20 protein-coding genes and 1 pseudogene are annotated in these 24,314 nt (G+C 63.6%); 11 read left to right on the top strand and 10 right to left on the bottom strand.

Annotated features, from left to right (window positions below; genetic code table 11):
- Positions 1-75 precede the first annotated feature (75 nt).
- Positions 76-339, top strand: a pseudogene (locus G3480_RS18575) (twitching motility protein PilT); the annotation flags it as partial.
- 35 nt (positions 340-374) lie between these two features.
- A complete protein-coding gene (locus G3480_RS18570; RefSeq protein ID WP_164655382.1) occupies positions 375-1,532 on the top strand; it encodes a PilT/PilU family type 4a pilus ATPase in 1,158 nt (385 codons plus the stop codon).
- Between the two features lie 40 nt (positions 1,533-1,572).
- Here G3480_RS18570 and G3480_RS18565 read toward each other — a convergent pair whose 3' ends face one another.
- The 8 genes from G3480_RS18565 to gshB all read right to left on the bottom strand — a co-directional run bounded on the left by G3480_RS18565 (position 1,573) and on the right by gshB (position 9,003).
- On the bottom strand, positions 1,573-2,859 hold the full coding sequence (locus G3480_RS18565; RefSeq protein WP_164655381.1) for a dihydroorotase: 1,287 nt from the start codon (positions 2,857-2,859) through the stop codon (positions 1,573-1,575).
- A 108-nt stretch (positions 2,860-2,967) separates the two neighbouring features.
- A complete protein-coding gene (locus G3480_RS18560; protein WP_164655380.1) occupies positions 2,968-3,972 on the bottom strand; it encodes an aspartate carbamoyltransferase catalytic subunit in 1,005 nt (334 codons plus the stop codon).
- A gap of 31 nt (positions 3,973-4,003) precedes the next feature.
- Complete coding sequence (pyrR, locus tag G3480_RS18555) at positions 4,004-4,582, bottom strand: bifunctional pyr operon transcriptional regulator/uracil phosphoribosyltransferase PyrR (protein WP_164655379.1); 579 nt, start codon at positions 4,580-4,582, stop codon at positions 4,004-4,006.
- Positions 4,569-4,982, bottom strand: coding sequence for a Holliday junction resolvase RuvX (gene ruvX / locus G3480_RS18550; protein WP_164655378.1), 414 nt, complete (start codon positions 4,980-4,982; stop codon positions 4,569-4,571). The genes pyrR and ruvX overlap by 14 nt, the downstream gene beginning before the upstream one ends.
- A 28-nt stretch (positions 4,983-5,010) precedes the next feature.
- Entirely contained in the window at positions 5,011-5,574 is a 564-nt protein-coding gene (locus G3480_RS18545; RefSeq protein WP_164655377.1) for a YqgE/AlgH family protein, read from the bottom strand.
- 130 nt (positions 5,575-5,704) lie between these two features.
- The gene (locus G3480_RS18540; RefSeq protein WP_164655376.1) at positions 5,705-6,724 is read right to left on the bottom strand and encodes an energy transducer TonB; all 1,020 of its coding nucleotides are present in this window, start codon (positions 6,722-6,724) and stop codon (positions 5,705-5,707) included.
- 2 nt (positions 6,725-6,726) lie between these two features.
- Entirely contained in the window at positions 6,727-7,833 is a 1,107-nt protein-coding gene (locus G3480_RS18535; RefSeq protein WP_164655375.1) for an FAD:protein FMN transferase, read from the bottom strand.
- 186 nt (positions 7,834-8,019) lie between these two features.
- Positions 8,020-9,003: a glutathione synthase gene (gshB, locus tag G3480_RS18530; protein WP_164655374.1), complete on the bottom strand. Its 984-nt coding sequence runs from the start codon at positions 9,001-9,003 to the stop codon at positions 8,020-8,022.
- 283 nt (positions 9,004-9,286) lie between these two features.
- Between gshB and G3480_RS18525 the strand changes: the two genes are divergently transcribed.
- The 5 genes from G3480_RS18525 (at position 9,287) to G3480_RS18505 (ending at position 18,334) form a co-directional block, all read left to right on the top strand.
- A complete protein-coding gene (locus G3480_RS18525) occupies positions 9,287-9,685 on the top strand; it encodes a response regulator (protein WP_164655373.1) in 399 nt (132 codons plus the stop codon).
- A 125-nt stretch (positions 9,686-9,810) separates the two neighbouring features.
- Complete coding sequence (locus G3480_RS18520; RefSeq protein WP_164655372.1) at positions 9,811-10,254, top strand: response regulator; 444 nt, start codon at positions 9,811-9,813, stop codon at positions 10,252-10,254.
- Entirely contained in the window at positions 10,247-10,843 is a 597-nt protein-coding gene (locus G3480_RS18515; protein ID WP_164655371.1) for a chemotaxis protein CheW, read from the top strand. The genes G3480_RS18520 and G3480_RS18515 overlap by 8 nt, the downstream gene beginning before the upstream one ends.
- Positions 10,844-11,024: 181 nt before the next feature.
- On the top strand, positions 11,025-13,052 hold the full coding sequence (locus G3480_RS18510; protein WP_240905916.1) for a methyl-accepting chemotaxis protein: 2,028 nt from the start codon (positions 11,025-11,027) through the stop codon (positions 13,050-13,052).
- 32 nt (positions 13,053-13,084) lie between these two features.
- Positions 13,085-18,334: an Hpt domain-containing protein gene (locus tag G3480_RS18505; protein ID WP_164655369.1), complete on the top strand. Its 5,250-nt coding sequence runs from the start codon at positions 13,085-13,087 to the stop codon at positions 18,332-18,334.
- A 6-nt stretch (positions 18,335-18,340) separates the two neighbouring features.
- Here G3480_RS18505 and G3480_RS18500 read toward each other — a convergent pair whose 3' ends face one another.
- Positions 18,341-19,075 (bottom strand): 16S rRNA (uracil(1498)-N(3))-methyltransferase, encoded by a 735-nt coding sequence (locus tag G3480_RS18500; protein ID WP_164655368.1) that lies wholly within the window; start codon positions 19,073-19,075, stop codon positions 18,341-18,343.
- A 13-nt stretch (positions 19,076-19,088) separates the two neighbouring features.
- Complete coding sequence (locus tag G3480_RS18495) at positions 19,089-19,481, bottom strand: DUF423 domain-containing protein (RefSeq protein ID WP_164655367.1); 393 nt, start codon at positions 19,479-19,481, stop codon at positions 19,089-19,091.
- Between the two features lie 395 nt (positions 19,482-19,876).
- Here G3480_RS18495 and aprB point away from each other — a divergent pair, with 395 nt between their 5' ends.
- The 4 genes from aprB (at position 19,877) to G3480_RS18475 (ending at position 24,098) form a co-directional block, all read left to right on the top strand.
- Positions 19,877-20,344 (top strand): adenylyl-sulfate reductase subunit beta, encoded by a 468-nt coding sequence (gene aprB, locus G3480_RS18490; protein ID WP_164655366.1) that lies wholly within the window; start codon positions 19,877-19,879, stop codon positions 20,342-20,344.
- A 31-nt stretch (positions 20,345-20,375) separates the two neighbouring features.
- Positions 20,376-22,391 (top strand): adenylyl-sulfate reductase subunit alpha, encoded by a 2,016-nt coding sequence (aprA, locus tag G3480_RS18485; protein ID WP_164655365.1) that lies wholly within the window; start codon positions 20,376-20,378, stop codon positions 22,389-22,391.
- 181 nt (positions 22,392-22,572) lie between these two features.
- A complete protein-coding gene (locus G3480_RS18480; RefSeq protein WP_164655364.1) occupies positions 22,573-23,478 on the top strand; it encodes a YkgJ family cysteine cluster protein in 906 nt (301 codons plus the stop codon).
- Positions 23,479-23,498: 20 nt separating this feature from the next.
- Positions 23,499-24,098, top strand: coding sequence for a D-sedoheptulose-7-phosphate isomerase (locus G3480_RS18475; RefSeq protein WP_164655363.1), 600 nt, complete (start codon positions 23,499-23,501; stop codon positions 24,096-24,098).
- The last annotated feature ends 216 nt before the right edge of the window (positions 24,099-24,314 follow it).

Here is a 24,314-nt window from a genome sequence, read left to right as displayed (position 1 = left end):
TGGACTCAGTTCTGGCAGCGCATTGATCAGTTCGGCGCCGAATGCTGTTGCTGAGACATCATTCAGAGGCCGCACTCCCTGCGCGCGGTCGTCGCCCAAACCCTGATGAAGAAGACCGGCGGCGGTCGTATTGCAGCCCACGAGATCATGATTGGCACGCCGGCGATTCGCAATCTGATCCGCGAGGCCAAGATCGCCCAGATGTACTCGGCCATTCAGACCGGCCAGGCGCATGGCATGCAGACCCTGGATCAGAACCTCAAGGAGCTGCTGCAAAAAGGGCTCATTGCCCGCAAAGACGCGCGCGGCAAGGCGCAGAACAAAGAAGATTTCATGTGATCGCTTGATTCAGCCCGATCGGGCCGAGGTTTTCTATGGACATGAAACGCGCCTTGGAGCAACTGCTTGGGGCCCTGGTCGAGAAGAAGGGCTCCGACCTCTTCATCACCTCGGGTTGGCCGCCCAGCATCAAGATCGACGGCACCATTTACCCCGCCGCAAAGCAGCCGCTTTCGGCGGAGCAGGCGCAGGAGATGGTCTTCCAGATCATGGACGAGCGTCAGCGCGCGGAGTTCGAAGATACCAAGGAGTGTCAGTTCGCGCTCGACCGGGCGCCGCTCGGCCGTTTTCGTGTCAGTGCCTTCGTCCAGCGCGAGGCTGCTGGCATGGTGCTGCGCCGTATCGAGACCAAGATCCCGACGATCGAGGAGCTGAAGCTGCCGTCGGTCCTGCGTGACCTTGCCATGACCAAGCGCGGTCTGGTGATCTTCGTCGGTGCGACGGGTACTGGTAAGTCGACCTCGCTCGCGGCCCTGGTCGGCTACCGCAATCGCAATAGCTCCGGACATATCATTACGATCGAAGACCCGATCGAGTACGTGCACGAGCATGACGGCTGCATCATCACGCAGCGCGAGGTGGGCGTCGACACAGAGTCCTTCGATGTCGCGCTGCGCAACACACTGCGTCAGGCCCCGGACGTCATTCTCATCGGCGAGATTCGGACGCGCCAAACCATGGACTACGCCATCACCTTTGCCGAGACGGGCCACTTGGTGCTCGCGACACTGCATGCGAACAATGCCAACCAAGCGATGGATCGCGTCATCAACTTCTTCCCGGAAGAGTCCCGCAGCCAGATGCTGATGGACCTCTCCCTCAACCTCAAGGGCATCGTGGCCCAGCAGCTGGCACCCCGCAAGACGGGACAGGGGCGCCGCGCGGTGATCGAGGTGCTGCTCAATACGCCGCTGGCATCAGATCTCATCCGCCAGGGTGAGGTCCACAAGCTCAAGGATCTCATGAAGCGCTCGGGCGAGCAGGGCATGATCACCTTCGACCAAGCGCTGTTCAACCTCTTCCAGGAAGGCGAGATCACCTACGAAGACGCGCTGCGCTACGCGGATTCCGCCAACGAGGTGCGCCTCATGATCAAGCTGCAAGGCGGAACCTCCCAGCGGGCCGCGACCGACCGCTCGATCGATGGAATTACCTTGGTGGAAGACGCCGAAGACGACGCCCAGCGCTGGTGATCGCGCGCGGTGCGCCTGGCGCCGCTATGCCGTAGCCGCCTTATTGCCGCGCGAAAACGACGGCCCCGCCCAGTAGCGTCCAGCGTACCCGTCCTTTCAGGCGCGAGCCCAGCAAGGGCGTGTTGTGTCCCTGGCTGATGAGGCTATGCTCATCCAGGGTCCATTCCGCAGCTGGGTCGAAGACGCAGATGTCCGCGGGATGATTCGCACTGAGCCGGCCGACGTCCAGATTGAGGATCCTGGCGGGTCCTAGCGTCAATCGCGCGACCACTCCAGAAAGGTCCAAGACGCCCTCCGCGACGAGCCGCAGGGCGAGCGGTAGCAGCGTTTCAAGCGCCGAGATGCCGGGTGCTGTCTCCGGGAAGGGTGCGAGCTTGGCATCTGGATCGTGCGGTTGGTGATCCGAGCAAATGACGTCCAGGTCCCCCGCAGCGACGGCTGCCCGCAACGCCTCGCGGTCAGCCTGCGTGCGCAGCGGCGGGATGAGGTGATAATTGGCGTCGAAGCCCTTCAGGTCTTCCTCGGTGAAAAAGAGCTGGTGCATGCTGACGTCGCCGCTGGCGCGCACGCCTCGACGACGCGCTTCGGCCAACATCGCTACCCCCCGGGCGGTTGAGAGTCCCCGAAAATGGATGTGGGCGCCGGTCTGCTCGGCGAGCGCGAGGTTGCGGGCGACCGCGACCGTCTCGGCGGCCTCTGGGATGCCGGGCAGACCCAATCTTGTGCTGATCACCCCCTCGTGAGCGCAGCCGCCTTCGCTCAGCTCCGGATCCAAGGCTGGGAGAAAGACGGGTAGACCAAAGGTAGCCGCGTACTCGAGTGCGCGCCTGTTGACCTGCGTGTCACGAATGGGGCGATCCGCCTGCCCCAGGGCTGGACAGCCGGCCTCCTTCAGGGCCGCCATCTCGGTGATCGTCAGGCCCTTGAGTCCTTGAGTGATGGCGCCGATCGGCAGCGTGTGTGCGAGCCCGTGACGCTCACCGATCTGTCGAACGAGCTGAGCCACCGCGGGGGTGTCGATCACGGGCTGGGTGTCCGGCGGGCAGCAGAGGGTGGTGACGCCAGATGCTGCCGCGGCGCGTGTTTCACTGGCGATGGTCGCCTTCTGCTCTTCGCCCGGCTCACGACAGCGCACACTCAGGTCGACAAGCCCTGGGCAGACCACGAGGTCGGTCGCGTCCAGGGTGAGTTCGGGCTCGAATCCGGCGGGGGGCGGCCCCATCGCGATCACCTTGCCTTCGGCGACATGGAGGTCTGCGACCCCGTCATGCCCGGTGGCTGGATCAATCAATCTGCCGTTGAGGATGCTGATCTGTGGCGCAGTCAATGGTGCTTCCTCAGTGCGCCCCCAAAGGCGCGGTGATGCGGTGCTGTTCGATCAATGGTCAATGGCTCGGAGCGCCGACGGCGTTCGAGGGTTGTGCTCGGCAGTGCGTCAAACATGGTCCTCTCCGGCGGCCTGCGCCCGCGAATTCTGAGTTCCGATGCACATGGACATGACCGCCATGCGCACGGCGATGCCGTTACTGACCTGCTCGAGGATGACGGAGCGCTCTCCGTCGGCGACTTGAGAGTCCATCTCGACGCCGCGATTGATGGGGCCAGGGTGCATGACGGTGACATCTGGCTTTGCCGTCGCAAGCCGCTTTTCCGTCAGGCCGAACAAGTGGAAATACTCGTGCTCGCTCGGGAGCAGGGCGCTGTTCATTCGCTCGCGTTGGATCCGCAGCATGATGACCACATCCGCATCGCGGATACCTTCACGGAGATCGTGATGAGCGCTCACGCCAAAGGCTTCTTCGACGTGGGTCGGCAAGAGCGTTCGTGGCGCGATAACGCGGACGTCAGGTACACCAAGTGTCTTGAGTGCGAGCATCTGCGAACGGGCGACGCGTGAGTGCATGATATCGCCAACGATCGCGACACTGAGGCGCGAAAAGTCACCCTTGTGGCGTCGAATGGTGAACATGTCCAGCATCGCCTGAGTGGGGTGGGAGTGTCCGCCGTCACCGGCGTTGACGATGCTGGAATGGGGGTGGGCATGCCTGGCCATGAAGTGGGTCGTGCCGCTCGAGGCGTGACGCACGACGAACATGTCCACGTGCATCGCCTCGAGGTTACGCAGGGTATCGAGCAGGGTCTCGCCCTTCGCCGTCGCCGAGGTGGAAATGTTCAGGTTGAGCACGTCCGCTGAGAGCCGTTTCGCGGCCAGTTCGAATGTGGTCCGAGTCCTGGTGCTGTTCTCGAAAAAGAGGTTGGCGATGACCTTGCCGCGACACAAGGGCACCTTCTTGACCGCTTGCTGGGCGACGCTGACGAAGCCCTCGGCCTTCTCCAGGATCTCGATGAGAAGCTCACGGCTCAATCCCTCGATGGTGAGGAAATGCTTCAGATTTCCGTGCGCGTCCAGCTGCGGGCTTTCTTGGCTCTCTTGGATCATTGTCGTTTTTATTCTTGGCGTGGGGGCGGTCCTAGTCGCGCGATCCGTTATCGGCGCTCTGCTGCGGTGCTTGAGTCGCCGAGCGCTTTGGGATGCGGCCGCGCAGCATGATCAATGGATGAGGCCCGCTGAGCTTGATTTGCTCGTTGGATTCCAGCTTTGCATGGAAGCCGACAACGTCAGGGGCGATCGGCAGCTCGCGCCCGCTGCGCTCGGCGAGTGTTGCCAGGATGACGGAGGCAGGACGGCCATAGTCGAAAAGGACATTGAGGGCCGCCCGAATGGTGCGTCCACTTTGGAGCACATCGTCGACGAGGATGAGATGGCGGTCGTCGATACCGACGGGCAGATAGGAGGGGCGTACCTGGGGGTGCAGACCGATGCGGGTGAAATCGTCTCGGTAGAAGGAGATGTCGAGATGCCCAAGCGGCTCCTCGAGTCCAAGCTGCTCGTGGAGGCGATCGGCGATCCAGACGCCGCCGGTGTGAATGCCGATCATCAGCGGGTTTGGAAGGCCGCGCTTCTCCAGCAGCTCACGCAGATCTCGCGCCATCTGAGTGACGGCCTCAGCGATCTGCTCGGGGTCTTTCCAAGTCTCAGTCTTGCTCACAGAGCCAGGTTTCCAAGATGAGGGCGGCCGCGGCGGCGTCCACGGCCTCCCGGGTTGGTGGTTTTCGACCGGGCCGCGCGCTCAGTTGCCGATGCGCCTCGATCGAGGTCAGACGCTCGTCCACGAGATGGACCGGCAGTCCGAAGCGCCCCTGCAGCTGACGCGCGAAACGGTGTACACGGGGTGACCAGTCCACTTCCGTATCATCCATGTTGTAGGGGAGTCCCAAGATGAGTGCGCTTGGCTTCCAGTCTTGGATCAGCCTTTGAATCTGCTCCCAATCCGGGCGGTCATTACGGCTGCGCAGCGTCGTCAAGGGGGTCGCTGAGCGGGTGATCATCTGCCCAACGGCGACACCGATCTTGCGCGGGCCGAAATCGAAGCCCAGCAGGGTAGTCATCTGGATACCGGGATGCTGTTGCCATGCCTCAAGCGTGGCCGGCCTCGCCGCTGAGCAGATTGAGATCGACGCCCAATAGCCTTGCCGCCGCCATCCAACGTGCGCCAGGGTCCATCTGGAAGATGATCTCGCCGCTCGCCGGCCCGCTCAGCCAGGCGTTCGCGCTCATCTCTTGCTCGAGCTGACCGCTGCCCCAGCCGGCATAGCCGAGGGCGATCAAGGTTTCATCGGGTCCCTCGCCACGGCCGATGGCCTCTAGGACATCGCGTGAGGTGGTCACGCTGATATCTGGCGTGATGCTGAGGGTCGAATCGAAGGCGGGGCCGGCCGAGTGCAGCACGAAGCCGCGGTCCGTCTGTACCGGGCCGCCTTGGTAGACTGGTGTCTCCTTTGCTCCCGGCCGGGTACTCCTGATATCGAGCTGGTCGAACAGCTCGCCCAGCCTGACGTCGAGCGGGCGGTTGATCACGATTCCCATGGCACCTTGGTCTGTATGTTCACAGATATAGGTGACCGTTCGCGAAAAATTCGGGTCTTGCAGACCCGGCATCGCGATGAGGAAATGATTGGTTAGAGAGGTGCTGAAGGGCATGCGTCCTAGTATCCGGATCGGCTTACAAAGTAGCAAGAGCGGTCGCTAGACTTTAGTGCAAGCGTCGTCGCCGACCCTCGTTGTGGGTGAAGGGGCGGCGGACGACCCTGCTGCCTCGACCGGCTTGGCCTCAGCGCTCCCAGCCAAGCACGTTACCGCGCATGAATTGCCAGGTGCGAATGATATCCAGCACGTCGGTCTCGGCGGCGATCTCGGGCGGAAAGGGGGAGAAGGGCGCGGCCAGCTCGACGATTTGGATGGCCGCTTCGTCGAGCAGATCATAGCCTGACGACTTCACGACGCGAATGTGCTCGACGCTGCCGTCCGAGCGCACGGCGACATGCAGGATGAGGCTGCCATAGATGCGCTCCTGCTTCGCGGCCTGAGGATAATTGATGTTGCCGATGCGCTCGACCTTGCGCGCCCAGCCGCCTAGGTAGCTCGCGTACTTCAGCTCGCGCGTGCTGGCGCTGACAGACTTGCGTCTCACCCGCTTGGCGTAGGCCTCGGATCTAGCCTCGAGGCTTGCCGTGAGACGCGCGATCTCTAGGCTCCGGCTGGCGAGGATCTGGGCCGCGTCCACCCGCGTCTCTGTCTCTTCGAGCGCCTGAGTCGCCGGGACGGGGGCCATCTCGGATGCGGTCTGCGCGGTCAGAACGGGAGCGGTCTTCTCGACCGGGATCAGCGACGTCGTGACCTTCGGTTCGGCTGAGTCATTCTCCAGGATGGTGCTATGCAGCGGTGAAGAGGTTTCCGAGGTGGGCCTGTCCTCGGCAAGTGCCGGCTCGCTCGTCGTCGTATCGGTCAGGCTGTCTGGCGCGGCCTCCTCTTCAGGTGTCTGCGGTGCGTCGACGGAGTGCGTTGTGGCTGCATCGCCAAGCACGGATTGCCCGGCGCGGCTGATCTGGGAGAGCGCGGCGTCCGGCATCGGATGCGCCGTCGTCTCACCGGGTTCCTTGAAGATCACCACCTCGAGCGTACTTTCCGGGCTCGGCTGTGGCTCGGGTGGGACGAAGGAGATGGCCAGAATGAACATTAGGTGCAGCAGCCCTGCCGCCGCCAAAGCGGATACAAAGGGCCCTTGAGTGCGTGAGCGACGCGGTGGGCTCAGAAAAGCTGGGGGCTCGAGGCGATGGGCGTAGGCGATCATGGCTAGAGGTCCGCGCCAGCGGGGTTGGTCAAGCCGGCAATGGCGTCGCCGGGGATGAGAATCTCCTCGCGGCTGTCGACCAGCTCGATGCGATCCGCCATGGCTTGCGTCATATGCACGCGGCCCGCCATATCGATCAAGACGACATAGCGCGCATCCATCTGCTGCGCGATTTTCGGCCAGCGCTCGGGACCGGCGACGAAGAGCGCGGTCGCCGTGGCCGCGGCCGCTGCTGCCGAGTCCTGAACGACGGTCGCGGAGCGCACCTGATCCGCAGGCCAGCCGGTGCGTGGATCGATGATGGCAGGGTAGAGCTTGCCCTTGAAGATGAAGTTGCGGTCGTAGGCTGCGCGCGTGACGACGCTCTCGTCGCCACGAACCGAGACGATGGCGAAGACGCCGGAACCGCTCGCGCGGCGGATGGGGATCCGCCATGGCTGTCCGCTGCGATCACCAATGGCACGCAGCTCACCGCCGGCCTGAATCATGGCGTTGCGAATACCGAGGTCCATGAGGTGCTTCATGGCGAGATCGATGGCGTAGCTGCGGGCAATGGGCGTGAGATCGAGCGCCAGCTGAGGGTTCGTCGCCTTTAGCCTCAGCCCCTGGATCTCCAGCTGCTCGAGGCTAGGCTTGGCCTCGACCAGCTGCGCAATGGCTTGCGCGGAGGGTGGTGCCTGCCCTGTTGGTGAGTCGCCGCGAAACCCCCACAGCTCCATGAGCTTGCCGAGACCTGGATTGAAGAGTCCGTGACTGCGGTTCTCGTAGTCTTTGCAGCGCCGCAGCAGGGGCTGCAAGGATGGCGGGGCGACGAAGGACTCCCCGGTCGCCAAGAGGCGATTGACACGGTCGAGCTGACCGAAGCTGCCGGCTGTCCAGTCGCGCTCCAAGAAGGCGAAATCCTGGGCAACGATGGCCGAGGCCTGCTGCGCTTGCTCCTTGCTAACCCCCACCAGACTGAGGTCGACCTCAGTGCCGAAGGCGTCGAGCTGATTCAGGATCACCGGTGTCTTGTCACGGCAGCCGCTGAGCGCCAGCGTTGCCAAGAGCATGGCCACTAGACAGCGCCGAGGTCTAGAGCCAATCGAGGTCCACGACGAGTACAGCATTGGGTCGCTCCTCAAAGTTGGTAAAGCTGTGGGGCGCGAGCGTCCCGAGCAGCTTGGGCGAAAGCCTGGGCGTCACTTTAGTCTCGCGTCCATCGATCGTCATCTGTGCCTGCTGATCGCCATCAGGGGCTTTCGGCGCGACATCTTGCCAGGCCCGCGCAGGCTAACAGATGCCCTTTCTGAGCGTTACTGGGCGACCGGAGCGGCGCAATGCGGCTGAGGCGATTCCAGCTTGAGACGCGTAGCCTCCATGAGTTCACCGGCGACGTCCAGCCCATAGGCGGCGTCCAGCTCTCGAATGCAGGTTGGGCTGGTGACGTTGATCTCCGTGAGGTAGTCACCGATGACATCGAGCCCCGCGAAGAGGATGCCGCGGGCCCGCAGCTCAGGTCCAACCTGCTCGGCGATCCAGCGGTCGCGCTCGCTCAACGGGCGGGCCTCGGCGGAAGCACCCGCAGCGAGGTTGCCGCGCATCTCGCCCGATGCGGGAATCCGTGCGAGACAATAGGGGACGGCGACTCCATCGATCATGAGAATCCGCTTGTCGCCATCGCGGATCTCCGGTATGAAGCGCTGGGCCATGCAGAAACCTTGGCCGTTGCGCGTCAGGGTTTCGACGATGACACTCAGATTCGGATCCCCGGGGCGCACCAAGAAGACGGATGCCCCGCCCATGCCGTCGAGCGGTTTGAGGATGATGTCGCCGTGCTCGCCTTGAAAGGCGCGGATGTCTCCGATCTGGCGGCTGATCAGCGTCGGCGGCGTGCACGCAGGGAAGACATTTGTGAACACCTTCTCATTGGAGTCGCGCAGTGCTCGCGGATGGTTGACAACCATGCACCCCGCCTGTTGAGCTAGCTCCAGGATATAAGTCGCATAGATGTACTCCATGTTGAACGGAGGATCTTTGCGCATCATGAGGACATCGAGCCGAGCGAGGGGGAGCACCTGCTCGTCGCTGAAACGGAACCATCCGCCAACGTCGTCGGCCACCTCTACAGAGCGCATTCGAGCCATGGCCTGGCCCTCGAGCATGAAGAGGTCGCCGATCTCCGTGTACCAGAGCTGCCACCCGCGTTGCTGGGCCGCCAGCATCATGGCGAAGCTGCTGTCTTTCTTGATGTTGATGGAGCCTATTGGGTCCATCAGGAAGCCGATGCGAATGCTCATCGCGCGATGCGCTCCAGCCTCGAGGTCGATGATTGAACGAAGCGGTTTCTAGCTTGCATGCGGAAGCACCTGATTTTACGATCTAATGAGGGGGTTGCACATGAGATCCCCGTCCGTTTGTGGCAGCCCACCTTAAGGCGACATGAGTTGCTATCATGCGACTCAGTTGCCAGAAAGGTGATACCGTTCGCTACGCTGCGCCGAGGCTAACATGGTACAACTCACGGTCATGAGCAACCGTCCTCTAACTCGCCGCGGCGCTTCGCCGCAAGCGTGACGGATCATGAAGGATAATTCTGATTTGCGTGGCGCCAGGGTTCTCGTCATCGACGACAGCAAGACCATTCGTCGCAGCGCGGAAACCATGCTCAAGAAGGCAGGCTGCGAGGTGTGTGTCGCTGAGGATGGTTTCGAGGCGCTGGGAAAGGTCGTCAGCTTCAAGCCGGACCTCGTCTTCGTCGACATCATGATGCCGCGGCTCGATGGGTACCACACCTGTGCCCTCATCAAGAGCAATCCGATGTTGAAGCACACGCCCGTTGTCATGCTCTCGAGCAAGGATGGGCTTTTCGATCGCGCTAAGGGCCGTTTGGTCGGCGCCCAGCTCTATCTCTCCAAGCCCTTCACGGGTGAGGAACTGCTCGGAGCCGTGCGGGCCAATCTCCCCGAGAAAGCAGACTAGGATCAATCCGGCGGCTGAGCCTCTGCGCTCAGTCCGAGCGCGAACTTGCCGCAGCCCCTGAATGTGCCCTGGCACCTCGGGCGAGCTGCTAGGGACTAATCGCCGATGAGCTTCAAAGCACGCCAATGAGACGCTTCTTCCGAAAATCAAGCTCGCCATCGGCCAACAAGCCCAGTGCTGCCGAGTCCAAGGGCGCGATCATCCTCGTGGTCGACGATTCCCCGACGGAGACGCGGATCTTTACCAGCACGCTCATGAAAGCCGGATACGAGGTCGAGACGGCGACCAACGGCGAAGAGGCGGTCGAGGTGGCCCGTAGTATCAAGCCAGATCTTATCCTCATGGATGTCATCATGCCGGTGCTCAATGGCTATCAGGCCACGCGCTTGATCCGCAAGGACCCCGACATTGCAGATACCCCCATTATCATGGTGACCACGAAGGATATGCAGACGGACCGCACCTGGGGCATCCGCCAAGGTGCAACGGATTACATGGTGAAGCCGGTCGACCGCCAGCGCTTGCTTGAGCGGATCGCTGAACTCTTGGACGGCGACGCAGATGCCTAGGACAGAGAAATCCCGAAGCGACCTGCATGAGCTGATCCGTAAGCTCGACGCCCGCTGTCGCGCGCGCGCCGCGGGTCTCCCTGATGAGGCACGGCCGCCCGACAGCTGGGCGGCCGTGCTCTTTCGCGTCAACAAGCAGCTCTTTCTGACGCCGCTCGAGCAGATCGCCGAGGTCTTGGAGCTGCCGAGCGAGGTCACGCGCGTGCCTGGCACCAAGCCTTGGCTCCTGGGCGTTGCCAACAATCGCGGGACCCTGTTGCCCATTTACGATTTTGCCGCGCTGATCGATGGCACCAAGCCCAAGAGCAGGCGGCGTGGCAAAGAGTCCGAAAGAGGACGGGACGCCGTTCGCCGTCGCGATCGGGTGCTCGTCGTCCGCCAGGAAGAGCTGCCGTGCGGCCTCCTCGTCTCGGAGGCCATCGGTATGCGTTACATCAAGAACGGCGAGCGGGTCGAGGAGGTCTCGGACGAGCTTGGACCCGCTCGACCCTATGTCGACGCTTCCTATTTGCTCGACGATAGCCCGCTGCCAGTGATCAGACTGGGTCGCATGATGAGCGATCCACTCTTCAATGCAGCAGCGGCATGATTTTGCGCCGATTGGGCAGGGGCACAGGCCTCTCCTCAGGGCGTTTTTTTAGGTTAGGGATGCGCACAGGATGATCTTTGATTTCAGGACGCCGAGCGCCTTCAGAATCGAGCGCACAGAACGAAAAAGGCTGAGTTAGATAGGCATCGGGAGTCGGCACCAGATGGCGAAGCGATCAATAATGAAAATAGGCAAACCCGGCTTTGGCGGGTCTCAATTTGTAACCACCCTGCTGCTGACGCTGAGCGCGCTCTTATTCGCGTCGCTCGCTTTCTACAGCTACCTGCAGCTCGCGCATGTGGACGAGATCAACGGGCGCCAATCCGTTGCTACGGCCGCTCAACAGGCCCTGGCACAGAAGCTGGTGCGCTCTGCACAGGACGCCGTAGCTGGCGATGCCGCAGCTTTACAGCAACTGGGCGAAGAGCAGGCAGCCTTCAAGTCCGGGCTTGCGGATCTGAAGGCCGGCACCGAAGACAGCACCCGTCAGGCGGCGAGCGAGCGCTTCAAAGCCGCGATCGGCGACGCCGAGAAGACCTGGCTGGCGCTGAGCCAGGGCGTGGATCAGGTGTTGGCCTCGAAAGACCAGCTGCTTGCCATCAATGCGAAGATCCAAGAGGCTCGGGGTGCGCTGCCGGAAGCGCGAGACGCCATGGCCGAGGCGGCGTCACGAATCGCCAAAGAAGGTGCGCCTGCCACCGAGGCCTATCAGGCTGGCCTGCAGGTTGCGCGGCTCGATCGTATGGAAGCTGCGCTGGATCGCATCGCCTCGAGCGCTGGCCAGGATCTGGATGCGGTCGCCAGCCTTCGATCGGCGAGCGACGACTTCTCGCAGCAGCTCGAGGTGCTCATCCGCCAGTCCAAGACAAGGCCGGAGGGCAGCCGCAGCTCGAGCGCCGCCCTGGCCGAAGTCTCCCAGAAATACGCTCCGCTCAGCGCTGCGGTCGATCAGCTCGCCTCACTCCTCGAGGAGGTGCGGCCGACCGCAGCCCTGCTGCCGAAGATGGAAGCTGCTGCAGACCGTATCCGCGAGGCCCTCCAGAGCCTGACCGAGGCGTATCAAGGCGCCGGGCGTCAGTTCCTGCTCCTCGGCTATCCGCTCGGCGCTGGTGCCGTGCTGCTGTTCGCTGTGCTGTCATTGCTCAGCCTGGCCTTCCTGGTCATGTTCTCCTTGCAGGAGGCCAAGCGCCGCGAGGGTGCGTCCAAATCCCAGACCGAGCGCGACGAGCGCGCCATCCTGCGCCTGCTCGATGAGCTTGGCGATCTGGCCGATGGCGACCTCACGGTCGAGGCGACAGTCACCGAAGATAAGACGGGCGCAATCGCCGACGCCTTTAACTATGCGATCGAGGCCCTTCGAGGCCTGGTAACGACGATTAACGCGACGGCGGCAAAGGTTTCGGGCTCCGCTCAGGACAGCCGCGCCATCGCCACACGGCTGGCCGAGGCCAGTAGCGTGCAGTCACTGCAGATCACCCAGGCGTCCGCTGCCGTTCAATCACTCACCGTGCAGATCGATGAAGTTGCGCGCAACGCTGGTGAGTCCGCCGAGGTCGCCTCGCGCTCGGTCGAGGTCGCCGGTCGTGGTGCGCAGACGGTGCGCGACACCATCCAGGGCATGGATGCGATTCGCGAGCAGATCCAAGAGACCTCCAAGCGGATCAAGCGGCTGGGCGAGAGTTCGCAAGAGATCGGCGAGATCGTCGAGCTGATCGACGACATTGCGGATCAGACCAACATCCTGGCGCTGAACGCGGCCATGCAGGCCGCCATGGCGGGCGAGGCCGGCCGCGGCTTCGCGGTGGTTGCCGACGAAGTGCAGCGTCTCGCCGAGCGCTCGCGTAACGCAACCAAGCAGATCGAGGTGCTGGTGCGCACCATCCAGGCGGATACCAACGAGGCGGTGAGTTCCATGGAGGCCAGCACCGCGGGCGTGGTGGAAGGCGCCAACCTGGCGGAGAACGCTGGCGACGCGCTGCGCGAGATCGAAAACGTCTCGGCCTACATCGCCGAGCTGACCAAGCGGATCGCGGATTCCTCGGAGCGTCAGTCGCGTCAAGCCGCCGAGATCAACGACACGGTGCAGGCCATTCGCGCCATCACAGAGGAGAATAACGATGGCACCAGAAGGGCTGCTGAGTCGGTGGAAGAACTCGCGAATCTCTCGAGCGAGCTGGAGAAATCGGTTGCCGGCTTCCGGCTTCCATAATCGCGGACGGGCTTCCCACGAGTAGCGGTCCAATGGCAGATAAGAAGGTGGTTGGCGGCCTGAAATGGGTCAAGGGCGAGATCGGCACAACCCTGCGTCCAGTTCGTGATCTGGTTGCGGCGGGCGGGTTGTCCGAGTCGCAGAAGGATCTGACACCAGTCGTGCAGGCGCTCGAGCAGGTGCAGGGCGTGCTGCTTGCGCTGCAGCTCACGACGCCCGCGCGTCTGGTCGAGGAAATGACGCTGCTCGCGGAGCGGATCGCGGATACAGAGGCGGAGGTCCCTCCGGAGCCCCTTCAGGTGCTCGGTCAGGCGCTCGACCAGCTGACCAATCACCTCGATCGCCTGGATGCCGGATTCGACGAGCCCCCACTCAGCCTCTGGTCCATCCTCAACGAGGTTCGCGCCGCTTGCGACCGCTTGCCGTTGAGCCACTCCGAACTCCTGGCCTTTGCGGCTGTGGATCGTGAGGGTGATTCTCAATGGGTGCCGGAAGAGCTGGACATTCTGGCCGAGGTCATGCGCCAGGTGCGTCCTCAGTTCCATCGCCATTTGGTCGAGTGGTACAGGGGCGATACCGAGAGCCAAGGCCTGCTGCACCTGACCGGTCTCTTCCATCAGCTCCACGACTACCTCAAGGAGGGCTTGCTCGCGGACCTCTTTCGCTTGGCCGAGGTCTTCGCCGAGGCGCTGCAGGGCAACCGCATGCAGACCGGTCCGGCTGCACGCACCCTCATGGGTCATATCGATTGGGCCCTCAAGCCGCTGGCCCAGAGGCCGCCGCAATGGCCCGAGGTCGACACCAAGACGCTGATCGAGCATCTCCTCAGCGCCCTGGCCGAGGCTGGTGTGGAGTCGCCCGTCATCGGCGAACTCAAGATTCGCTATGGCGAGAATCAGGCGGGCCTGTCCGCGGGCGTCGGTCAAGCCGCCGCTGAAGCAGACGAAGACGTCGCCGTGCTCGCCCTGGCTGCGCTTGACGAATTCGGCGCACTGAAAGAGCAATTCGACCTCATCACCCGTGGCGAGGGCGTGGATCCAGTCGCTGTCGAGACCTTCGGCAAGACCCTCCGTCGCTTGGCGGCGACCATGGACGAGGTTGAGGTCGGCAGTCTGCCTGGGCGCATGCGGATGCTCGCCGACAACTTCGATTCCCTGCTCGATGGCGACCTAGGCGTGGACAACGCGCGCCTGGAGTCCTATGCGATGGAGCTGTTGGGCATCGAGGCCGTGCTGCTCGCCCACGCGGGTCACCGCACGACGCAGGCCGAGCAGATCATCGCGCCAGACATGGACCTCACCGAGCTGTTCTCAGCCACGCTCCGCGAGGCGGGCTATGAGTTGCTTCGCGTGAAGGAGGCCATCGCCACCTGGCAGAGCGAGCAAGGCGCGCCGGAAGGCCTGGAGCCGATCGACGGGCACCTGCAGAGCGTCTCTGGTGCGCTGCGCATCCTGGGCGAGAACCCGGCTGCGGATCTCGCGGAGACCATCGGCACCATTGTTCGCAAGGGCTATGTGCGTCGGGGTCAAACGCCGACCGAATCCCAGTTCGAGAATCTGGCCGATGCCATTGCTGGACTCGAACTCTACATCGGCCACCTGCAGGAGCCCATGCCGCTCGGCGAGACCCTGATCGATCGCGCTGGAAAGTCGATCTCGGCACTCTACGCCGAGCTTGGCGAGCTGCCTGAAGACAGTGTCGAGAGTGTCGAGCCTCCGAGCGAACCGCTAATCGAGGAGGAAGATGCGGCCTTGGCGCCGCCGCCGCTCATCGAGGACATCGAGACCAGCATCGATCTCGGTGCGGCCGAAGAGGTCGACACCGAGTTCATGGAGATCTTCCTCGAGGAAGCGGGGGAAGAGGCGGCGTCCGCGCGGACGCAATGCGCGCGCTGGGAGGCCAATCCCGGTGACTCCGAGGCCCTGCGGACGCTGGAGCGCAGTTTCCACACGCTCAAGGGGAGTGGCCGTCTGGTTGGCGCCCAGCAGGTGGCAGAGTTGGCCAAGGCGATTGAGCAACTGCTGAACGGCCTGGTCGAGTCCGAGGCGTTCCCCTCTGAAGAAATGGTTGCCTGTGTTTCGGGTGCTGTTGCGATCCTCCCAGATCTGCTGAGCGCTGAGGCCGAGGGGAATCGCTACGACATCGAGCCGCATCTGTTGCGGGCCAATGCCCTGCGCGATGAACTGCCGGGAGCGCCCGACTCCGAGGCAATCGCGGATACCGGCGCGCAGAGCAAACCGTCTGACTCGGCGCTGGCGCGGCTGGCCGAACAGGTTACGGATAATGACAGTCTGTTCCTCGCCGATGAGGAGCTGCTGAGCATCTTCCAAGATGAGACGCACGAGCATCTTGCCGAGCTGCGTGCCTTCTTGGAGCGCGTGGACGCCGGCGATTCGAAGGTCGAAGAACCTGTGCAGCGTGCCCTGCACACCCTGACGGGCAGCGCCCGCATGGCTGGGATCGACTCCATTGCACGCGTCGCCAAGGCGCTCGAGCTGTGCGTCAAACCCCTCGCGGCCACGGGCGAAGCCATCAGCGAGCAACTGCTCGGCTTGTTGCAGCGAGCTGTCGAGGGCGTGGAGCGTCGGGTCAACGAGCTGCCCGAGCTGGGCGCTGGCGCTGCGGCGCTCACCGAACTCATCGATGAACTCGAACCCCTGGTCCCAGCACCCGTCGAGCTGCCACCCGAGGAAGCGGAAGCGCCGCCGGTTGCGGAGCCCGCCGAGCCATCCGAAGAGACGCTTGGGCTCGAGGCTGAGGAGGAGCTGGAAGTCGAGGACCAACTCTCTGAAGAGCCCGAGCCAGCTGAGCCCTTCGTCGAAGCGCCCGCGGAGACGGCACCTGCTGAGGTCGAGCCAAGGCCTGCGGCGCCCGAGCCCGCGTCGCGGCCAGCAGCGCCCGCCGCAGTCGCGGAGGACGCTCAGGCGGCACCCGATCCGGACCTTGCCGCGCTCTTCCTCGAAGATGCGCGCGACCTCCTCGATAACCTCGATACCCAGTTCCGCAACTGGCAGCTGACGCCCCAGGACGTCAGCCAGCTGGACGGTATCAACCGCCTGCTGCATACGCTCAAAGGCAGCGCCCGACTCACTGGACTCGCGGCAATCGGCGATCTGAGTCATGCGCTCGAGACCCGTTTGAAGGCCGTGAGCGAAGATCAGGGCGCGGTGACAGATACCACGCTCGAACTGGCCCAACGCGCGGTCGATACGATCTCCACGCAGGTCGACGCCCTCGAGCAGGGGGTTCCGATCCCGCGCATGAAGTCCTTGGTGGACGAGCTCTCGCGCTCGCCCGACGAGGAGGCCGACGGCGCTGCGGAGGAGCCGGACGTCGCGACCATGCGACCGGCGCCGCCGCAGGAGCCGAGCGTGGTGATGTCCGCGGCCCCCAGCCAGGAGATGCCAGCCGAGCAAACCGCCGCGCGCGAAGGCGCTGGAGTCTCGGTCGCGCCGCAGATCCGCGTCCGCTCCGATCTCCTCAACCGCTTGGTCAACCATGCGGGCGAGATCAGCATCTATCGCGGTCGGCTGACGCAGCGCAATGGCCAGCTGGGCTTTGGGCTCGGCGAGCTGGATCAGACGGTCGTGCGCTTGCGCGAGCAGCTGCGTATGCTCGAGATCGAGACCCAAACGCAGATTCTGCACCGCTTCGATCGCGGTGGCGCCACGTCCGACTATGACAAGGAGTTCGACCCTCTCGAGCTGGACCGCTTCTCGCGCCTGCAGCAGCTCTCGGGCAGTCTTGCGGAGACCGTCAACGACCTGATCAGCGTCAAGGAGATGCTCGCTGGCTATCAGCGTGAGTTCACGGACCTACTGAACCAGCAGGCCCGCTTGGCGGACGACTTGCAGGATGGGCTACTGCGTACCCGCTTGGTGCCATTCGTACAGGTCGTTCCACGCCTGCATCGTCTGGTTCGACAAACCGCCGATAGTCTCGGCAAATCCGCGAGGCTCGAAGTCATCGGCCCGGAGGTCGAACTCGACCGCACCATCCTGGATCGCCTCACCGCGCCGCTCGAGCACTTGCTGCGCAATGCCGTCGACCATGGCCTGGAAGACACCAAGACTCGGGTCGCCACGGGTAAGTCGGCAACGGGAATGGTCACCCTGGCGCTGCGCCGCGAAGGTAACGATGCCGTCCTCAGTCTGAGCGACGACGGTAAAGGCATGGATCTCGAGGCCATCCGCAAGCAGGCCATCTCGCGCGGCCTGATGGCGGAGGATGCCAAGCTCCCGGATGAGGCCCTGCTGCAGTTCATTCTCGAGCCGGGTTTCACCACGTCCGGCAAGGTGACCCAGATCTCTGGACGCGGCGTCGGTCTGGACGTCGTCGCCTCCGAGATCAAGGCGGCGAATGGCTCCATTTCGCTGGAGTCCTTCCCCGGCAAGGGCGCGCGTTTCACCATTCGTCTCCCGCTGACCCTAGCGATCATCGAGGCCTTCCTGGTCTCCGCCGGCGAGAACATGTACGCCGTGCCGCACAGCACCGTTGAGGGCGCTGCGCGCATCAACCATGACGAACTCATGGCCATCTATGCCGATGGGAGCAAGACCTTCACGGCGCGCGGGCATCAATACAAGGTCGTCTATCTCGGCAGCGTGCTCGAGTCCGGCCAGGAGCCGGAACTGGGTGAGCGCCGCTGGCTGCCCGTCCTGTTGGCCCGTCTCGGCGATCAGCGTGTGGCGCTGCAAGTCGATAATCTCTTAGAGAGCCAGCGCATCCTGGTCAAGCCATTGGGCCCGCAGCTCGCCGGTGTCCGCTGGCTCAGCGGCGGCACCATCCTGCCCGACGGGCGGGTCGCACTCATCCTCGACGCACTCGCGCTGCTGCGCTCCGGCGCCGTTCAGGATTACAAGCCGGCGGTGACCCCCGTGCACGAAGAGGTGCTGGCGGAGGTACCCTGTGTCATGGTCGTGGACGACTCGCTGACGGTGCGCCGCGTGACCAGCAGATTGCTCAGGCGCAAGGGCATCGAGGTGCTGACAGCGAAAGACGGTGTCGAGGCCTTGACCCTGCTCGACGAGCGTCTGCCCGACCTCCTGCTGCTCGACATCGAGATGCCGCGCATGGATGGCTACGAGCTAACGCGCCATATTCGACGCTCAGAGCGCCTGCGGCACCTGCCGATCATCATGATCACCTCGCGTACGGGCGCCAAGCATCGCGACTATGCCATGCAGCTCGGCGTGAACCGCTATCTCGGCAAGCCTTACCAGGAATCCGAGCTGCTGGACGAGATCAACGCGCTGCTCAAGGAGCAGGCGACCGCCGGGTAGCCTGCTTCAGGTGCCTTTGAAGTCACCCCAAAGCGCCTGAATGACCGCGATCGCGGCGAGTGGAGCGGTCTCGGTCCGCAGAATCCTGGGGCCGAGTCGCACGCCAAGGAACCCGCGCGCGCCGGCGGCTTTCCGCTCGCTAGGATCAAAACCGCCTTCGGGCCCGATGAGGAGGGTCAGGCCGTGCTCAGGTGGAGCCAGATCGGCCAGGGCGGCCGTGCCGCCAGGGTCGAGCAGTAGACCTCCATTGCGCTGCGCATCCAGCCAATCCTCGAAGCGCGTTGCGCGATCGAGCGCCGGCACCCGTCGGCGTCCGGACTGCTCGCAGGCCGCGATGACGACGCCTCGCCAATGCTCCATGCGTTTGTCCAGACGTGCGCCATCGAGCTTGACCTGACTGCGCTTGGTGAAGATGGGTGTCAGCCGGTTGACGCCAAGCTCGACGGCCTTCTGCAGGGCGAAATCCATCCGCTCACCCCTGGAGACCCCGATCGCAAGCCGAATCTCGAGCGGCGGCGCCGGCTCCGGCTCGCTCCGCCCATCGATGGCGATCGTCGAGCGGTGGCGCTCGGTCTCCGCGAGGGACGCCTGATAGTCGTATCCGTCACCGTTGAAGACGATCAGGCGGTCACCGACAGCCAGTCGCAGGACTTGAGCGACATGCCGCATCTGCGCGGACGGCAGCTCCAGTATCGCCCCAACGACGAGGTCCGCTTCGACGTGGATCCGCGGCGTGCGCATCTGCCTGTCCCTGTCAGCGTGGGAGGTCGCGCAAACGCCAGGCGCCCAGCGCGAGGAGCGCCCAGCCCGCGAGCAGGGAGATGCCGCCGATCGGGGTAATCATCCCAAGCTGGCGCAGGCCGGTCAGCGTCATGACGAAGAGGCTGCCGCTGAAGAGCAAGGCGCCGATCAGGAAAGCCGCGGCGGCGGCCCGAATGGAGCGCGCCTCGGGCGCGCTGAGCAGCACCAGGCCGCAGGTCAGGATGGCCGCTGCGTGCAGGCCGAGATAGCTTGCCCCAGTCTGCCAATTCGCCAGCAGTTGCGGGTCGACCTGACCCTTGAGCCCGTGTGCGCCGAAGGCGCCGAGGGCGACGCTCACGAGGCCGCAAAGGGCCCCAATCAGCAGCCAGTTGGATGCGCGTTTCATGATTTTAGACTCAGTTGATGGGTGGTTCGAGGGCGATACGCGTCAGGATGGCTCACCGCTCTGCACGCCCGTTGTCATCAGAATGCACGAATAAGGCGATTTTATGAAGGCAGGCCGAAATACTGTTTGACCTCCTTTAACCGAGTGCATAGCCTCCGTCACCCGAACTTCTGGTCATGAGAGCGCAGACCAGGCCAGTGCCGAGCGTCGACATCGACGACCCCATGCGTGCCGACGAGGCACGGACGCGAGATCCGATTCCAGATCCCGGGGGGCTGGGAGACCGATGGGAGTTGGGAGACCTATGGGGGGAGACCATGGGAGCCAAGAGCCGCCAACCCTCCTGCAAGCGCCAGCGGCATCCACCTTCGTGCATCGCTAGGAGACCGATCACCATGCCAACCTTTGTGCGGACCGACAAGTGCGACGGTTGCAAGGGTCAAGACAAGGCCGCTTGCCTGTACATCTGCCCCCACGATCTCATGAAGCTGGATCAGGACGGCTCCGAGACCGGTCACGCCATGCGGGCCTTCAATCAAGAGCCCGAGCAGTGCTGGGAATGCTACGCTTGCGTGAAGATCTGCCCGCAGCAGGCCATCGAGTGCCGTCACTACGCCGACGTTGTCCCCTTGGGTGGCTCGGTGCAGCCGGTGCGCGGCGCCGACTCCATCATGTGGACCGTCCAGTTCCGCAGCGGCAACACGAAGCGGTTCAAGTTCCCGATCCGGACCACCCCCGAAGGCTCCATCGATCCCTACGGCTCGAAGCCGGCCGCGGACATCGCCAAGATCGGCGAGCCTGGCTACTTCACCCTGGGTGGCGTTCAGAAGTCGGGCGACCCGGACGAACTCATTCGCAAATAGGAAGCGCTCGCTCACATTGAGGAAGACAAAGATGGCGGGAGAATTCGTCAATCCCGAGATCGTCGAAGAAGAGGTCGACATCCTCATCATCGGCGGCGGCATGGGCGCTTGCGGCGCTGCCTACGAGATCGGCCCCTGGCTCGACGCGGCCAAGCAGCAAGGTGTCGATCTGAAGGTGAAGCTGGTCGACAAGGCCGCCATGGACCGCTCCGGCGCCGTGGCCCAGGGTCTGTCCGCCATCAATACCTATCTGGGCGACCAAGACCCGGCGGAGTACGCGCGCATGGTCTCCAACGACCTCATGGGCATCACCCGCGACGATCTCACCTATGACCTCGGCCGCCACGTCGACGATTCCGTACACCTCTTCGAGGAGTGGGGCCTGCCGATCTGGAAGCAGCCCGGAGACGAGGTCAAGCCCTTGGCCGAGGGCGGCAAGCCGGTCCGCTCCGGTCAGTGGCAGATCATGATCAACGGCGAGTCCTACAAGTGCATCGTCGCCGAGGCCGCCAAGAAGGCCTTGGGCAGCGCGCGTATTCAGGAGCACGTCTTCATCGTCAAGCTGGTCAGCGACAAGAACGACAAGCATCGTATCGCTGGCGCGGTCGGCTTTTCGCTCCGCGAGCACAAGGTCTACGTCTACAAGCTCAAGGCCTGTCTGCTGGTCGCCGGTGGTTGCGTCAACATCTTTCGCCCCCGCTCCTTGGGCGAGGGCATCGGCCGGACCTGGTACCCGGTCTGGAACGCAGGCAGCACCTACGCCATGGCTGCCGAGGCTGGCGCTGAGCTGACCATGATGGAGAACCGCTTCGTGCCCGTGCGTTTCAAGGACGGTTACGGCCCGGTCGGCGCCTGGTTTCTGCTGTTCAAGGCCAAGGCCACTAACGCCTATGGCGAGATCTACATGGAGACCAACAGGCACCTCCTGGACGAGTACCCGCCCTATGGCCAGGCGGCTGCGACAGCATCCTGTCTGCGCAACCACCTGATGCTCAAGGAGCTGCGTGAGGGTCGCGGCCCCATCTACATGGATACCGTGAGCGCGCTCGGCAAGCTGGCCGAGACCATGACGCCCAAGGAGATCAAGCGCCTCGAGGCGGATGCCTGGGAAGACTTTCTCGACATGTGCATCGGCCAGGCCGGTGTCTGGGCGGGTGAGAACATCGAGCCGCAGAAGAAGAACTCCGAGCTGATGCCGACCGAGCCCTACCTGCTCGGCTCGCACTCTGGCTGCTGCGGCATCTGGGTCTCCGGACCCGAGGACCTCGGCGCGCCGACCTCCGAAGAGCATGCCGACGCAGGCAAGATCCCGCGTCACCTGCCCTCCGGCTGGCACTGGGGCTATCGCTCCATGACGACCGTCAAGGGCCTCTTCACGGCGGCTGACGGCGTCGGTGCCTCCGGGCATAAGTTCTCCTCCGGGTCGCACGCCGAGGGACGACTCGCGGCCAAGGCCATGGTCAAGTTCTGCATCGACAACCAGGACCGCAAGCCAGTGTTGGCGGAGTCGGTGAGCGATCTGGTCGAAGCCATCTATCGCCCGGTTCGCAATTTCGTCGAGCACGCGGACGACACCACCGCCATCGACGTGAACCCCAACTACATCACGCCGAAGATGCTCCAGTTCCGGCTGCAGAAGGTGATGGACGAATACGTCGCCGGCGTCTCGACCCTCTATCAGACCAACGCCAAGATGATGGAAGTGGCCGAGCAGAAGCTGGAGATGCTCAAGGAAGATGCCCTCAAGATGCGCGCTAAGGATCTCCACGAGCTGCTCCGCGCTTGGGAGAACTATCACCGGATCCTCACCGCCGAAGCCCACATGAAGCACATCCAGTTCCGTGAGGAGAGCCGTTATCCTGGCTTCTACTACCGCATGGACTACAACTTCATCGACGAAGAGAACTGGAAGTGCTTCGTCAACTCGGTCTACGACAAGGAGACCAAGACCTGGACCTGCTTCAAGCGGGCCCATGTCAACATCGTCGACAAGTCGAAGCTGTTCAAGCAGGCCTTTCGCGCAGCGAAGGGCTCAGCGGACCATTAGACCGCTGAGTCAGCAAGTCCGATCGATTGCGAACTTTCTAAGACAGCGTCCATCAACAACTTCCCCCCTTTCGCAAAGGGGGGCCAGGGGGGATTTCGGGCGGCATCGCTCGCATCGGGAAACAATTGATGGACACTTTCTAAGCAGCCGATCAAGCCTTTGTCTAGCCCAGGAGCTTGCGATGAGCGCCAAGTCCGACATCCTCTTCAGCAGCGCGCTCATGCCGCAGGCCCTGCGGGCGGAGAGCCAGATCCGCTTCCGCTGCTACAAGGGCATCTCCTGTTTCAACGCCTGCTGTAAACAGGCCGATGTGACCTTGACGCCCTACGACATCTTGCGCCTGAAGCGGCGCCTTGGGCTGACGTCGACGGTCTTTCTGCGCGAGCACGCCGTGCCCTTTCAGATGGACGGTGACGGTCTGCCGGGCGTCAAATTGAAGACGGACGACTCAGGCGCTTGCCTCCAGCTCGACGGCGATGCCGGCTGTGCTGTCTTCAGCGATCGCCCGACCGTCTGCCGCTATTACCCCCTGGCCTTTCTTGCGCTGCGCGAAAAGGACGCCTCGCACGCCGAAGAGCGCTACTCGCTCGTCAAGGAGTCCCACTGCAAGGGCCATGACGAGCAGCGAGAGATCAGCGTCGCCGAGTATCGCGAGGAGCAAGGCTGCGAAGACTTCGATGCCGCCAACCGCGAGTGGTATCAGCTCATCCTGAAGAAAAAATCCGCCGGTCCGAGCCTGGGGCGTCCGCCGCAGAGGAGTCTGCAGCTCTTTTTCATGGCATCCTATGACCTCGATACCTTTCGGCGTTTCGTGCTCAGTGAGAACTTTCGCAATACCTACAGCTTGCCCGACGACTTCTACACCGAGGTCGAGCAGCATGACGAGGCGCTGTTGCGCTTCTCCTACCGGTTTCTACGCCAGGTGCTCTTCGGTGAGCGCAGCGTCCAGGAGGTCGCTGACGCCTGGGATCGACGCGTCGCGCAGCGCAAGGACGTCTGGGACGCGCGCAGAGCCCTTGAGGCCGAGCGACGCCTGGCGGCGGAAGACGCCAAGTACGCCGCAGGCGGCGACGGCGGCGCGTCTTGAGCACGACTCAAGAGGTCGCGATGTCTAGGGTTAGCGACCTCACAGCGCTTCTGCAAAGCCGGCTGGCGGCCACTAAGGCCCTGATCGAGGCCGCTCAAGGCGATGATGCGCTCATCGGTGCCGCCGTCGAGGCCGCCGCCCTGACGGCTGAGGCGATCAACCATGGCGGTACGCTCTTCATCTGCGGGAACGGCGGCAGCGCCGGCGAGGCGACCCACCTCAGCGGCGAGTTGATCGGACCCTTCGCCAACAAGACGCGCCGCGCCTTGCCAGCGGTTGCCCTCGGCTTCGACACCAGCGCCGCCAGCGCGGTGGCCAACGACTTTTCCTTCAATGAAGTCTTTGCCCGTCAGCTCAGCGCCTTGGCGCGCTCCGGCGACGTGCTCTGGGCTCTGTCGACCAGCGGACGCTCGCCCAATATCCTGCGCGCACTGGAGGTTGGCGCCGAACGCGGCGTGAGCACCATTCTCCTCACGGGTGCCATGCGGCCAGATCTGCCCAAGGCCGACCTGGTGCTCGCCGTCCCCTCGCGCGAAACCCCGCGGATCCAGGAGCTGCATCTGATACTGGGTCACTTCCTCTGCGAGGTGGTCGAACTCCTGACCTGCGCCGAGGCGTGAGCGCAGTCCGACCTTGGACGACGCCGAGGTGGGAGCGGCGCCCCGCCGCGACGCCCCCATCTCAGTGCGGCGCTCCGAGAAGCCAGAGGTTTGCAAACAGCCTCTTAGAGGCTGTCTGAATATCGCAATCGCCCGAGCTGTAGATACTCTGTTCTGACGCAAGTCCGATTTGCCTCCTGTCCATCATTTTTTTCTATCGGCATCGTTGTCTCAGCG

The organism is Thiorhodococcus mannitoliphagus (genome assembly GCF_010915725.1).
Lineage (GTDB): Bacteria > Pseudomonadota > Gammaproteobacteria > Chromatiales > Chromatiaceae > Thiorhodococcus > Thiorhodococcus mannitoliphagus.
Note: the sequence above shows the minus strand (reverse complement) of the source record. Positions and strands in the feature narration are given on the sequence as shown.